At 70.4% G+C, this 11,960-nt stretch carries 11 protein-coding genes; 10 read left to right on the top strand and 1 reads right to left on the bottom strand.

The genetic code is table 11. The annotated features are described in order from the left end of the window. The coding region (locus Q8N19_RS06715) for a response regulator transcription factor (protein WP_305588815.1) at nucleotides 1–465 on the top strand (465 nt) is incomplete at its 5' end. Nucleotides 466–484: 19 nt separating this feature from the next. Continuing rightward, on the top strand, nucleotides 485–1,873 hold the full coding sequence (locus tag Q8N19_RS06710) for an ATP-binding protein (RefSeq protein ID WP_305588814.1): 1,389 nt from the start codon (nucleotides 485–487) through the stop codon (nucleotides 1,871–1,873). 3 nt (nucleotides 1,874–1,876) lie between these two features. Here the strand turns inward: Q8N19_RS06710 and Q8N19_RS06705 are convergent, their stop codons facing one another. Then, nucleotides 1,877–2,509 (bottom strand): phosphohydrolase, encoded by a 633-nt coding sequence (locus tag Q8N19_RS06705; RefSeq protein ID WP_305588813.1) that lies wholly within the window; start codon nucleotides 2,507–2,509, stop codon nucleotides 1,877–1,879. 143 nt (nucleotides 2,510–2,652) lie between these two features. Here Q8N19_RS06705 and Q8N19_RS06700 point away from each other — a divergent pair, with 143 nt between their 5' ends. The 8 genes from Q8N19_RS06700 to Q8N19_RS06665 all read left to right on the top strand — a co-directional run bounded on the left by Q8N19_RS06700 (nucleotide 2,653) and on the right by Q8N19_RS06665 (nucleotide 11,947). Then, nucleotides 2,653–3,990, top strand: coding sequence for a hypothetical protein (locus tag Q8N19_RS06700; protein WP_305588812.1), 1,338 nt, complete (start codon nucleotides 2,653–2,655; stop codon nucleotides 3,988–3,990). 57 nt (nucleotides 3,991–4,047) lie between these two features. Next, entirely contained in the window at nucleotides 4,048–5,145 is a 1,098-nt protein-coding gene (gene ccmI, locus Q8N19_RS06695) for a c-type cytochrome biogenesis protein CcmI (RefSeq protein WP_305588811.1), read from the top strand. Continuing rightward, nucleotides 5,142–5,663, top strand: coding sequence for a cytochrome c maturation protein CcmE (ccmE, locus tag Q8N19_RS06690; protein WP_305588810.1), 522 nt, complete (start codon nucleotides 5,142–5,144; stop codon nucleotides 5,661–5,663). The genes ccmI and ccmE overlap by 4 nt, the downstream gene beginning before the upstream one ends. Continuing rightward, the gene (locus Q8N19_RS06685) at nucleotides 5,660–7,684 is read left to right on the top strand and encodes a heme lyase CcmF/NrfE family subunit (protein ID WP_305588809.1); all 2,025 of its coding nucleotides are present in this window, start codon (nucleotides 5,660–5,662) and stop codon (nucleotides 7,682–7,684) included. Before ccmE ends, Q8N19_RS06685 begins: the two co-directional genes overlap by 4 nt. Further along, on the top strand, nucleotides 7,681–8,157 hold the full coding sequence (locus Q8N19_RS06680; RefSeq protein ID WP_305588808.1) for a cytochrome c-type biogenesis protein: 477 nt from the start codon (nucleotides 7,681–7,683) through the stop codon (nucleotides 8,155–8,157). Before Q8N19_RS06685 ends, Q8N19_RS06680 begins: the two co-directional genes overlap by 4 nt. Before the next feature lie 130 nt (nucleotides 8,158–8,287). Beyond that, nucleotides 8,288–9,835: a Do family serine endopeptidase gene (locus Q8N19_RS06675; protein ID WP_305588807.1), complete on the top strand. Its 1,548-nt coding sequence runs from the start codon at nucleotides 8,288–8,290 to the stop codon at nucleotides 9,833–9,835. Between the two features lie 27 nt (nucleotides 9,836–9,862). Beyond that, complete coding sequence (locus Q8N19_RS06670) at nucleotides 9,863–10,534, top strand: response regulator transcription factor (protein WP_305588806.1); 672 nt, start codon at nucleotides 9,863–9,865, stop codon at nucleotides 10,532–10,534. Nucleotides 10,535–10,546: 12 nt separating this feature from the next. Next, nucleotides 10,547–11,947 (top strand): HAMP domain-containing sensor histidine kinase, encoded by a 1,401-nt coding sequence (locus Q8N19_RS06665; RefSeq protein ID WP_305588805.1) that lies wholly within the window; start codon nucleotides 10,547–10,549, stop codon nucleotides 11,945–11,947. Nucleotides 11,948–11,960 lie beyond the last annotated feature (13 nt).

Below are 11,960 nucleotides of genomic sequence, written 5' to 3'. Positions count from 1 at the left end.
GTGCTGATCCTCACCGCTCGCGGGGCCTGGAGCGAAAAGGTGGCGGGTTTCGACGCCGGCGCCGACGACTATCTGACCAAGCCCTTCCATACCGAGGAGCTGCTGGCCCGGCTGCGCGCCCTGCTGCGCCGTTCGGCCGGCCATGCGGCGCCCAACCTGACCTGCGGCGGCCTGCGGCTGGACCCCCGGGCGGCCCGGGCCTCGGTCAATGGCGAGCCCCTGCGGCTGACCTCGCTGGAATACCGGTTGTTGCACTATCTGATGATGCACCACGGCCGGGTGATCAGCCGCACCGAACTGGTCGAGCACCTCTACGATCAGGACTTCGACCGGGACTCCAACACCATCGAGGTCTTTGTCGGCCGGATCCGCAAGAAGATCGGGTCCGACCGGATCGAAACGGTCCGCGGCCTGGGTTACCGGCTGACCTGTCCGGCCGACGAAACCGAGCCGAGCGCCTCTTGAGCCGGGGCCCGTCACGGCCGTGAAGCTGGCGGCCCTGCAGAGCGCCTCCCTGGTCCGCCGCCTGGTGATCCTGGCGGCCGGCTGGAGCCTCACGGTCCTGCTCATCTCTGCCGTGGTTCTGTCCTTGCTGTTCCAGCAGGCGGCCCTGCGGCGGTTCGATGAAGGTCTGGCCGAGCTGATCGATAACCTGCTGGCCGGCACCACGGTGGACGCCACGGGTCAGGTTCTGGCGCCAGCCCTGACCGACCTGCGCGCCCTGCGGGCCTATTCGGGCCGCTACTGGCAGGTGGTCGAGCCCCTGCCCGACGGTCAGTGGCGGATCATTGTCCGCTCCCGCTCCCTGTGGGACGCCGAGCTGGCCGCGCCCGAGGATCTGGTCACCCGCCTGGAGGCTGAGCCCGGCCAGCCGGTGACCTATGAGACCGCAGGTCCTCTGGACCAGCCCCTGCGCGCGCGGGCCAGCCGCGCCACCCTGCCGGGGCGTGAGACGCCGCTGATCTTCATGGCCGCCGAGGATCGGTCGCCCATCGACCAGGACGTGCGCGGGTTCATCACCGCCACAGCCCTGGCCTTTCTTCTGCTGGGGATCGGGCTCGTCGGGGCGGTGGTGTTCCAGGTGCGGTTCGGCCTTCGTCCCCTGTTCGCCCTGCGCCGGGAAGTGGCCGCCGTCCGCCGCGGCAAGGCTGAGCGGATCGCCGGCGCCTGGCCGGTGGAGCTGGAGCCCCTGGCCGAGGAACTGAACGCCCTGGTCAGTCACAACCAGGAAGTCGTCGAACGCCAGCGCACCCATGTGGGCAATCTGGCCCACGCCCTGAAGACGCCGCTCTCGGTGATGCTGACCGAGGCCCGCCAGACCGGAGGCCCCCTGTCGACGATCGTCGAACAACAGGCCGAGGTGATGCGCCAGCAGGTCGATCACCACCTGCGTCGCGCCCGGGCCGCGGCCCGCACCCCCGGCCGGGGCGAGCGTACCGATGTGGCCGAGGTGCTCGATGAACTGGCCCGCACCCTGTCGCGGATCTTCCAGGACAAGGGCGTCGACATCGACTGGGACTGTGACGAGGACCTGGTCTTCCAGGGAGAGCGCCAGGACCTGCTGGAGATCGTCGGCAACGCCATGGAGAACGCCGCCCAGTGGTGCCGCGGCCGGGTCCGCGTGCGGGCCGTCCCGCTGTCAGCCGAGCGATTCTGCGTGACCGTCGATGACGACGGACCAGGACTGCCCCCTGAGCGTCGGCCTGAGGTTCTGCGCCGCGGGGCGCGCCTGGATGAAAGCGCGCCGGGCTCGGGCCTTGGCCTGTCCATCATTGATGAACTGGCGCGGGCCTATGGCGGTGACCTGCGCCTGGACGCCGCCCGCCTGGGCGGCCTCTCAGTGATCCTAGAGCTGCCCCGGGCCGAGACCTGAGCCCTAGCTGAGCGCGGCGATCTCGCGGGCGAGGTTGGCCCGGGCCTGGTCTTCCAGCCGCGTCCGGTAGGCGAGGTCCGGATAGAGGGGCGAGGCCTGGAGCATCCGCTTGAGGACGTCAGCCCTGCCGGGGCGGAAAAAGGCGTCGGGCACATGGGCGTATTCGGCGCGGATGTCGCGAGCATAGGCGTCGTACGCCTCCGGCGGCCGGCCCAGGATCGCCAGATCGATAGAGACCAGCAGGGCGCCTATGGGGTCGCCACCGCCGACCTGATGGCCTGCCGTCAGGGCGATCAGGCGGGCGATCTCGGCGCAGGTCTCGGCTGACTCCCCGAGGGCTGCGAGATCCCGGCGCGCCAGGTCGGCGCTCGCGGCTTCATTGTCCTGGCGCGTCGGGTCATAGATCGCGTCGTGCCACCAGATCGCATAGGCGAGCCGCAGTCGGACCTCGGTCTCCAGCCCCGGCGCGGCCGCCAGCTCATCCAGGCAATCGGCGATGTGCTGGAGGTTGTGATAGCGCCGGTGCGGCTCGCCATAGGCCGCCTGGAGCCGGGCCTTGGCTTCTCCGGCCGGGCCATCGGCCGCCGTGGGCGGGGCCGGTTTGAGCCAGAAGGCGCAGCCCTGGCGGCGATCCATGGGCGGGCTCCCGATCATCGGGTTCAGGATTTCACAGCACGCGGGCCACGTCACCTCTGAGTCCCCGCACAGGGTTAAGGGAAACCTTAACCGGGCCATGGGCAGGGTGGGGATCCGCAAGCCTGCGGCGTCGAGGGGAACGAATGGGCGGTCTGCCCGAACAGAAGCTGGCCATCCTGAGGCATATGGTTGAGTCCGCCCCGGATCGGGTGGTCGGCGACCTGCGCGGCGCCCTGTCCGGCGCCGACGGCGATTCGGGTCTGGTCGATGTGCGCATGCTCGTCGAGACCGAGGCCCGCGACCGCCAGCTGCGCAATGCGGTCCTGCATCCGCTCGCGCCCCTGTGCGTGGGCGACGGACGGACGGACCGACTGACCTTTCCCGCCCGGGCCCTGGCGCTTGTCTGGCGCGCTCTGCGGGATCAGGCGACCCATGAGGTGGGCCGGGCCGCGGCCCTGTTCGAGGAATTCCAGGCCGATCAGAGCTCGCCCGAGCCCTTTGACATCCTGGCCCGCCGCGCCGCCCGCGGCGTGCGTGAACGCAATCACCCGAAATTCGCCGCGGCCGCCGAACTGGCCGACGCCGCCCGGCCCGAGGGCGCGCGGCTGCTGGCCGAATGCCTGCAGATGACGCCGGTGGTTCGCGCCGCGGTGGGACGTCTGCCGAGCTGGATCCAGCGGGTGACCGAGGAAGACGCCGCCCTGGCCCGGATCGCCTACAAGGATTCCGTCGCCATCGCCGAGGACGCCGGCCCCCGGTTCTTTGAGATGCTGTCGGCGCACCTGACCCATCCCTGGATGGTCCTGCGTCTGATCAGCGCGGTGATGGACAAGCCGCCAGAGGCCTATCTGGCGGGCTCCGAGCTGGCCGACTTCGGCCTTCGGGTGCTGGACGGCGTGGATGCTGGCCTCGCCGAAATCGAACAGTTCGACTCGAGCGGCGGCATGCCCGCGGTTCGCGCGGCCGCTCAGGCCATCGACCGGGTCACCGCGCAGATCGCCGAGCTGGAGGGCAATGTCGAGCTTAGCCGCCAGGGTCCCTGGGGATCGCGGCTGGCCAAACAGAAGGCCGCCCTGGCCCGCCATGTGGAGGCCCGGCTGCGGGAGATCGACAAGGCTGTGGCCCAGACCCTGCCCCTGACCGAAGTGTGGATCGGCCGCGTCTCCCGCGACGCCGCCCGCCTGACCACTCCGCTGGACCCTGTGGCGCTTCAGAAGGCCAAGACCCTGGTCGCCTTCGCCCAGGAAGTGCGCGGAGCGGCCAACTATGGCGGCTTCGCCGCGGCCCGGACCAAGGTGATGGAGGCGCTGGACGCGCATCTGGACTTGTTCATCGACGACGCCCTGGACCATCTCAAACAGGGCGATGCGCCGGACCCCGCCATTGCGCGCGCCCTGATGGGCGCCGCCATTGAACTGGTCGGTCTGGCCCGGGATCGCCAGGCCGCCGACATCCTGCGCCGGCGCCTGGCCGCCCTCTAGCGCGACCTCCCGTCGCGCTGGCGGTTGCCCCTCGCGCGAGGCGGGGCTTTGGGCTAAATGGCGCCCATGATCGTCTTCTGGATTGCGGTTGGGGTGATCTCTGCCGCCGTAGCGGGTCTCATCCTGCGCCGCGCCGCCCGCGCGGCGGCCGGGGGCGGCGACGCCGATTCGACCCTGCCCCTCTATCAGCGCCAGTTGTCCGAGATCGAGGACCTCGCCGAGCGGGGGCTGATCGCCGCCGACGAACGCCGCAGCGCCCATGCCGAGGCGGCCCGTCGTCTGTTGTCGGCCGCAGACTCCGCTGGCCCCGCCTGGACCATTTCGGCCACATCTCGCCCCCTTCTCGTCGGCCTCGCGGTCATGGCGCCCGTGGCGGCCCTTGGCCTCTATCTCGCCTTCGGCTCCCCGGGGTACAGCGACCGGCCTTACGCCCAGCGTCTCGATCAGTGGCGCGCCGCGCCGCCGACTCAGCTGGACGCCCCGCAGATGGCCGCCGTCCTGCGTTCGGTGACCGCCGAACGCCCCGGCGACCCGGAGCCCTTCCGGTTTCTCGCCATCGCCGAAATGGCCTCCGGCGACGCTCCGGCGGCCGCCCGCGCCCTGCGCGAAGCCCTGCGCCTGGCGCCTGACCGGTCCGACCTCTGGGAGTCCCTCGGCGAAGCCCTGATGGTCGCCGCGGAGGGCGAGGTCACGCCTCAGGCCGCCGCGGCCTTCCAGCGGGCCCTGGAGCAGGATCCCACAGCGGCCACCGCCAGGTTCCATCTGGCTCGAGCCCAGATTGAGGCTGGCGAGGTTGAGGCAGGCCTGACCCAATGGCGCGCCCTGCTGGCCGACCTGCCCACCTCCGATCCCCGTCGGCCGGTGTTGCAGGCCGCCATCGCTGATGTGGCCGCCGGCCCACGGCAGCCCGCCGCCCCGGCGGCCGGCGCCGTCGGCGCGCCAGAGATCGCCGCCATGGTCGAAGGACTGGCTGCGCGGCTCGCCGCCGAGCCTGACGATGCAGAGGGCTGGGTGCGGCTGGTCCGGTCCTACAGCGTCTTGGGCGATATCGCCCGTCGAGACGCGGCCTTGACCCAGGCCAAGGCGCGCTACGCCGACAACCCCCAGATATTGCGCGAACTCGCCCAGGCGGCGAAAGCGGAGCCCATGAGATGAGCGGTTGGTTGCCCAAGTCCCGTAAGGCCCGGCGTCGGCTGGTGGTCCTGTCGGCGGTGGCGCCGGTGCTGGCGCTGGCCGTCGGTCTGACGCTTTGGGGCCTTTCGGACTCGATCTCCTATTTCTACACCCCGGCCCAGGCGGCGGAGACGAAACCGGAGCCTGGCCGCACCATCCAGCTCGGCGGGCTCGTCCAGGGCGGCAGCGTGGTCAAGCATCCGGACGGCCGGCTTGAGTTCGTGGTCGCCGACCAGATCACCGCTGCGCCGGTGGTGTTCCAGGGCGATCCGCCGGACCTGTTCCGGGAGGGCCAGGGGGTGGTGGCCACCGGCGCCTTCCGCGAGGACGGCGTCTTCGAGGCCCGTCGCCTGCTGGCCAAGCATGATGAGACCTACATGCCCCGCGACCTTCAGAACGCCCTGAAGGAACAGGGGGAATGGCGCGCCGATGGTGCGCCGCGGGTGCCCGACGCCCAGGATCCGGCGGGGGCGCCGTATGGCGGGGCGGCCGGCCGATGATCGTCGAGATCGGCGCCTTCGCCCTCATTCTCTCGCTCATTTTGTCGGTGCTGCAGACTGGCGCCTCGGCTCTCGCTCGCGTGCGTCGCGGGCCGGTCCTGGCGGCGGTGGGGGAGGGGGCGGCCATCGCGGCCTTCTTCACCCTGGCGGTCGCCTTCGCCGCCCTGATCTACGCCTTCGTGGTGTCGGATTTCAGCGTCGCCAACGTGGCCGCCAACTCTCACAGCGCCAAGCCTCTGCTCTACCGGGTCGGCGGCGCCTGGGGCAGCCATGAGGGCTCCATGCTCATGTGGTGTCTGGCCCTCACCGGCTTCGGCGCCCTGCTGGCAGGCTACGGGCGGGGCCTGACCGCCGGGCTGAAGGCCGTGGCGGTGGCGACCCAGGGCGCCCTGGGCATCGCCTTCCTGGCCTATACGGTGTTCGCCTCCAATCCGTTCTGGCGGCTGACCGATCCGCCGGTTGAGGGGCGTTCGCTCAATCCCTTGCTGCAGGACCCGGCCCTGATCCTGCACCCGCCCTTCCTCTATGTGGGCTATGTGGGCCTGTCGGTGGTCTTCTCCCTGGCCATCGCCGCCCTGGTCGAAGGCCGCGCCGACGCCGCCTGGGCCCGCTGGGTCAGGCCCTGGACCCTGGCGGCCTGGAGCGGGCTGACCGTGGGCATCACCCTTGGCGCCTTCTGGGCCTATTACGAGCTGGGCTGGGGCGGCTGGTGGTTCTGGGATCCGGTGGAGAACGCCAGCTTCATGCCCTGGCTGATCGCCACGGCCCTGCTGCATTCGGCCGTGGTGACCGAGCGCCGCGGCGCCCTGCCGGGCTGGACCATCTTCCTGGCGCTGGGGGGCTACACCTTCTCCATGCTGGGCGCCTTCCTGGTGCGCTCGGGCGTGCTGACCTCGGTGCACGCCTTCGCCGTCGATCCGACCCGCGGCGTCCTTCTGCTGACCATCCTTGGGGTGACGGCGGGGCTCGGCTTCGCCCTGTTCGCCTGGCGAGCGCCGGCCATGGCCCGGGGCGGCATGTTCGCTCCCATTAGCCGCGAGAGCGCCCTGGTCCTGAACAACATCCTGCTGGCGGCGGCCACCGCCACTGTCCTGCTGGGCACCCTCTATCCGCTGATCCGCGAGGCCATGGCCGGTGAGGCCATCTCGGTGGGGCCGCCCTATTTCAATCTCACCTTTACCCCGCTGATGTTCATTCTGCTGCTGCTGCTTCCGGCCGGGCCGCTGCTCGCCTGGAAGCGGGCGGACGCCGGCGCGGCCCTCCAGCGGCTGTGGGTCGCAGCTCTGCTGGCGGCCGTGGCGGCGGTGGCGACCCTGGCGCTGGCCGAGCCCCGCAGCCTGTTCGGCGCCGCGGGCCTGGCGCTCGGGGTCTGGCTGATCGTTGGATCGGCGACCGAGGTCGCTGAACGCATCCGTCTGTTCCGCGCCCCCCGCGGCGAGGTGCTTCGCCGTCTGGGCGGGCTGCCCCGGGGGACCTGGGGCATGACGCTGGCCCACGCCGGCCTGGGGGTCTTCGTCCTGGGCGCGGTCTTCGAGACCACCTGGAAGGCCGAAACCGCCGAGGTCCTCGCCCTCGGCCAGCGCCTGGAGGTGGCGGGCTATGTGGTGGCCCTGGAGAACGTGGCGCCGGTCCAGGGGCCCAACTTTGAGGCCGAGCAGGCCACCTTGCGGGCCTTCGCCCCGAACGGAACCCTGGCCTGCATGGCGCGCCCTGAGCGGCGGCTCTATTCGGCCGGCGGCCAGACCACCTCGGAAGTGGCCATCTGCACCCGCGGCCTCAGCCATCTCTATGTCGTCCTGGGCGAGCGGCGGACGGGCGCCGATGGCGAGCCGGTCTGGCTGGTGACCGGCTACTGGAATCCCTGGGCCCTGCTGATCTTCCTGGGGCCTGGTCTGATGGCCCTGGGGGGCGTCGTGTCCCTGTCGGATCGCCGCCTGCGGCTGGCGGCCGGACGTCGTGCGACGCCGGCCATGCCCGCGGGGCCGGAACCGGCGTCCAAGCCCGTGGGAGAGCCGGCATGACCGCCCTGGGCCGCTGGCTGGCCATCGCCTGCGCCGTCCTCTGCCTGGGCGCAGCGTCTGACCCCGGCGAGCGGCTGGCGGACCCGGCTCAGGAGGCCCGGGCGCGGGCCCTCTTCAAGGAGGTCCGCTGCCTTGTCTGCCAGAACGAGTCCATCGACGCCTCCAACGCTGAACTGGCCCAGGATCTGCGGGCCATCGTGCGTCAGGAGGTTGCCCAGGGCCGCAGCGACGTGGAGGTGCGCCGCTTTCTCACCGACCGCTACGGCGAGTATGTGCTGCTCAAGCCCCGGTTCAGCTGGGCCAACGCCGCCCTTTGGCTGTTTCCTCTGCTGGTCGTTCTGGGCGGGGCGGGCCTGTTGGTCGGCCGCTGGCGATCGCCCCAGGCCGAGTCCGCAGCCCTCTCCAGTGAAGAGACCGAGGCCCTGGCGAGGCTCGCCGATGATCCTGGGGCGGACCGAGGCTCGGCCTCATAGCCGCCGTGAACCGGCGCCATAGCTTGCGAATTGGTAAGTTGTGATCCGTTGCGCATCGGCGCATCCATCCTAGCTAGGGGAAGGCGGGCATGTGCTATGACCCCAAGAGCCCGCAAGGAATCGAAGGCCCATGACTTCTAAGAAGACCGGTTATCTTCTCGGCGCCGTCGCCGGTATCGGCGTCGCCGCCGCCGCCCTGGCGGCCACAGATGTCGGCATCACCCTGGCTGAAAAGTCCGGGCCGACCATGCCGGTGATCCGGGCCTCCACGGCGCCGATCTTCGCGCCGCCCCCAGGCGCGCCCCTTTCGTTCGCCGACATCTTCGAGCAGGTGTCGCCGGCCGTGGTCTCGGTGAACGTCAAGTCCCGGGCCGACGCCAATGTGCTGCGCCAGATCCCTGGTCTGGAAGGCCTGCCCTTCGGAATCATCCCCCGCGCCCCTGGCGGCGGCGGCGAGGAGGGCGAGGAAGAGCAACAGGGCCCGACCCAGATGTCGGCCGGCTCCGGGTTCTTCATCTCGGCCGACGGCTACATCGTCACAAACAACCACGTCGTCGAGAACGCCGAGGAGATCAAGGTCGTCCTCAAGGACGAGCGCGAGCTGGTGGCCGAAATCGTCGGTCGCGACGAGGCCACCGACCTGGCCGTCCTCAAGGTCAAGGGCGCGAACTTCCCCTATGTGAGCTTCGAGAACGACGCTGTCCCGCGGGTCGGCGACTGGGTGATCGCCGTCGGCAACCCCTTCGGCCTGACCGCCACGGCTACGTCAGGCATCGTCTCGGCCTATGGCCGCGACATCGGCGAGACCTTCGTCGACTTCATCCAGATCGACGCTCCGATCAACCGGGGCAATTCCGGCGGCCCGACCTTCGACATCTATGGCCGGGTGATCGGCGTGAACACCGCCATCTTCTCGCCGTCCGGCGGCTCGGTGGGCATCGGCTTCGCCATCCCCGCAGCCACCGCCGACACGATCACCAAGCAGCTGATCGCCAGCGGCAGCGTGACCCGCGGCTATATCGGCGCGACCATCCAGAACTACACGCGCGAGATGGCCCTGGCCCAAGGCCTGGGCGACCAGCGCGGCGCCATCGTCTCCGACACCGTGCCCGGCGGCCCCTCGGCCCGGGCGGGGCTGCAGCCCGGTGACGTGGTCATCGCGGTGAACGGCGTGTCGGTGCGCACCTCCTCGGAACTGACCCGCGAAGTGGCAAAGGCCACGGCCGGCGACACCCTGCGCCTGGACATCATCCGCGGCGACGCCCGCCGCACGATCCAGGTCCGCTCCGGCGTCCGCCCCAACGAGCGTGAGCTGGCCGCCAATGACAACAGCGGCGGCCCCTCGACCCCCCGCGGCCAGAGCCCGGCTCAGCCAGCGGCGCCGCAGGTGCTGGGCATGACGCTGGCCCCCATTGATGACGCCGCCCGTCGCAGTTTCGGCATCGCCGCCGAGGTGCGCGGTGTCGTGGTCACCGCTCTGGCCTCCAGCTCCGACGCCGCCCGCAAGGGTCTGCGCCGGGGCGACGTGATCGTGCGGGCCAACAGCCGCACGATCGCCGCCGCCAGCGACCTCGCCGCCGAGGTTGAAGCCGCCCGCAAGGCTGGTCGGCCCAGCGTCCTGGTGGGGGTCAGCCGCGATGGCCGCACCCTCTTCCTTCCGCTGGATATCGCGCAGTAGGCTGACGTCACAGTCACGGGGGCGGGGATGCGGATACTGATTGTCGAGGACGACCTGGAGGCCGCCGCCGTCATGGTGCGCGGCCTGACCGAAAGCGGTCATGAATGCCTGTCCGCCGCCGACGGGGAGGCGGGGCTCGGCGAGGCCCGCCAGGGCGAGTTCGACGTGATGATCGTCGACCGCATGATGCCGAAGATGGACGGGGTCACCCTGGTGGAGACCCTGCGCCGGGAGGGCGACCAGACGCCTGTCCTGTTCCTCTCAGCCCTGGGCGAGATCAACGACCGTGTTGACGGGCTCAAGGCCGGGGGCGACGACTATCTGGTCAAGCCCTACGCCTTCGCCGAACTGATCGCCCGGGTCGAGGCCTTGGCCCGCCGGCGGGAAACCGGCTCAGTCCAGACCCTGCTGCGGGTCGGCGAGCTGGAGATGGATCTGATCGGGCGCACCGTCCATCGTCAGGGACGGGAGATCGACCTGCAGCCGCGGGAGTTCCAGCTCCTGGAGTTCATGATGCGCCATGCCGGTCAGGCGGTAACCCGCACCATGCTGCTGGAGAAGGTCTGGGAGTATCACTTCGATCCGCAGACCAATGTGATCGATGTCCACGTCTCGCGGCTGCGGTCCAAGATCGACAAGGGCTTCGACCGGCCGATGCTGCAGACGGTGCGCGGCGCGGGCTACCGGCTCGACGCATAGGGGGGCGCCGACATGCGCCTGCCGCGCATCTTCCGCACCACGCCCTTCCGGCTGACCCTGCTGTTCCTGGCCCTGTTTGCGGCCTCGGCCAGCGCGTTTCTGGCCTATATCTATATCGCGACCGCCGGTGAGGCGACGCGGCGGGTCGACCAGTTGATCACCCGCGAGATGCGCACCCTGCAAAGCGCCTATGGCCGCGCCGGGACCGACGCCCTCAACCAGGCCCTGATCGAACGGGCGGCCAGCGAGCGGCCCTATCTCTATCTGCTGATGAAGCCTGACGGGGCGCGCATCTCCGGCTCCATCGAGGAGTCGCCGCTGGAGTCGTTCAATGGCGAGGCCACCTGGACCAGCTTCCAGGTGACGGAGTTCGACGTCCAGGGCCGCGAGATCGACCGACCGGCCCGCGGGCTTCAGGAGCGGCTGTCGGGCGGCGAAATCCTGTTCGTCGGGGCCGATATCGCCGAGGACGAGGCCTATGTTGTCAAGATCGTCCGGGCCCTGTGGGGCGCCGGCGCCCTGATTATCGTCCTGGGCCTGGCCGGCGGGGTCGTCGTCAGCCGCAATGTCAGCCGTTCCATGACCGGGCTCACCAATGTGGTGGACGCCGTGCGCAATGGCGATCTGAGCGCCCGGGCGCCGGTGCGCGGCACACGGGACGAGCTGGACGAACTGGCCGTGGGCCTCAATGAGATGCTCGATCGGCTGGAGCGGTCCATGGCCGGCCACAAGCACACCGGCGACGCCATCGCCCACGACCTGCGCTCGCCCCTGACCCGCCTGCGGGCGCGGCTGGAGGCCTCATTTCTCGACCTGGAGGCCGGTCGCGGCGATCCCCAGGCCGCCTTCGCCCAGGCCCTGGATGACACTGATGGTGTGCTGAAGACCTTTGGGGCGGTGCTGGCCATTGCGAGGCTGCAGGCGGCGGGCGCGGCGCCCGACCCGGTGCTGTTCGATCCGGCCGATCTGGCTGCCGATATCTGCGAACTCTACGAGCCGCTCTGCGAGGATGACGGCCTGGATTTCAAGGCCGAGCTCGCCCGCGGCATGGCCATCCGGGCCAACCGGGAATTCATGGCCCAGGCGCTGGCCAACCTGATGGACAACGCCATCAAATATACGCCCAAGGGCGGGGCCATTATGCTGCGGGTCCGACGCCGCTCCTCGGGCGAGGTGGAGTTCTCTGTGACCGACACCGGTCCTGGCGTGCCGGAGGAGGATCGGACCCGGGTGGTGGAGCGCTTTGTCCGGCTGGAGAATAGCCGCAACCTGCCAGGCGCCGGGCTTGGTCTGTCCCTGGTGGCCGCCGTCGCGGAGGCCCATGGGGGCCGGGTGGAGCTGTCCGAGGGACCGGGCAAGGTGGGCGAGATCGGCCCGGGCCTGCGGGTGGCGGTCATCCTGCCGCCGGCCTGAGATTTGCCACAGG

Origin of the sequence: Phenylobacterium sp., assembly GCF_030693405.1 — a bacterium.
Lineage (GTDB): Bacteria > Pseudomonadota > Alphaproteobacteria > Caulobacterales > Caulobacteraceae > Phenylobacterium.
This window is presented reverse-complemented; position numbering and strand designations above follow the sequence as displayed.

Excerpts from the sequence above, each read along its gene's own strand:
- Q8N19_RS06685 (WP_305588809.1), top strand. The coding sequence starts at position 5,660 with ATGATCGTCGAGATCGGCGCCTTCGCCCTCATTCTCTCGCTCATTTTG.
- Q8N19_RS06675 (WP_305588807.1), top strand. The coding sequence starts at position 8,288 with ATGACTTCTAAGAAGACCGGTTATCTTCTCGGCGCCGTCGCCGGTATC.
- Q8N19_RS06705 (WP_305588813.1), bottom strand. The coding sequence starts at position 2,509 with ATGGATCGCCGCCAGGGCTGCGCCTTCTGGCTCAAACCGGCCCCGCCC.
- ccmE (WP_305588810.1), top strand. The coding sequence starts at position 5,142 with ATGAGCGGTTGGTTGCCCAAGTCCCGTAAGGCCCGGCGTCGGCTGGTG.
- Q8N19_RS06700 (WP_305588812.1), top strand. The coding sequence starts at position 2,653 with ATGGGCGGTCTGCCCGAACAGAAGCTGGCCATCCTGAGGCATATGGTT.
- Q8N19_RS06670 (WP_305588806.1), top strand. The coding sequence starts at position 9,863 with ATGCGGATACTGATTGTCGAGGACGACCTGGAGGCCGCCGCCGTCATG.
- Q8N19_RS06665 (WP_305588805.1), top strand. The coding sequence starts at position 10,547 with ATGCGCCTGCCGCGCATCTTCCGCACCACGCCCTTCCGGCTGACCCTG.
- Q8N19_RS06680 (WP_305588808.1), top strand. The coding sequence starts at position 7,681 with ATGACCGCCCTGGGCCGCTGGCTGGCCATCGCCTGCGCCGTCCTCTGC.
- ccmI (WP_305588811.1), top strand. The coding sequence starts at position 4,048 with ATGGCGCCCATGATCGTCTTCTGGATTGCGGTTGGGGTGATCTCTGCC.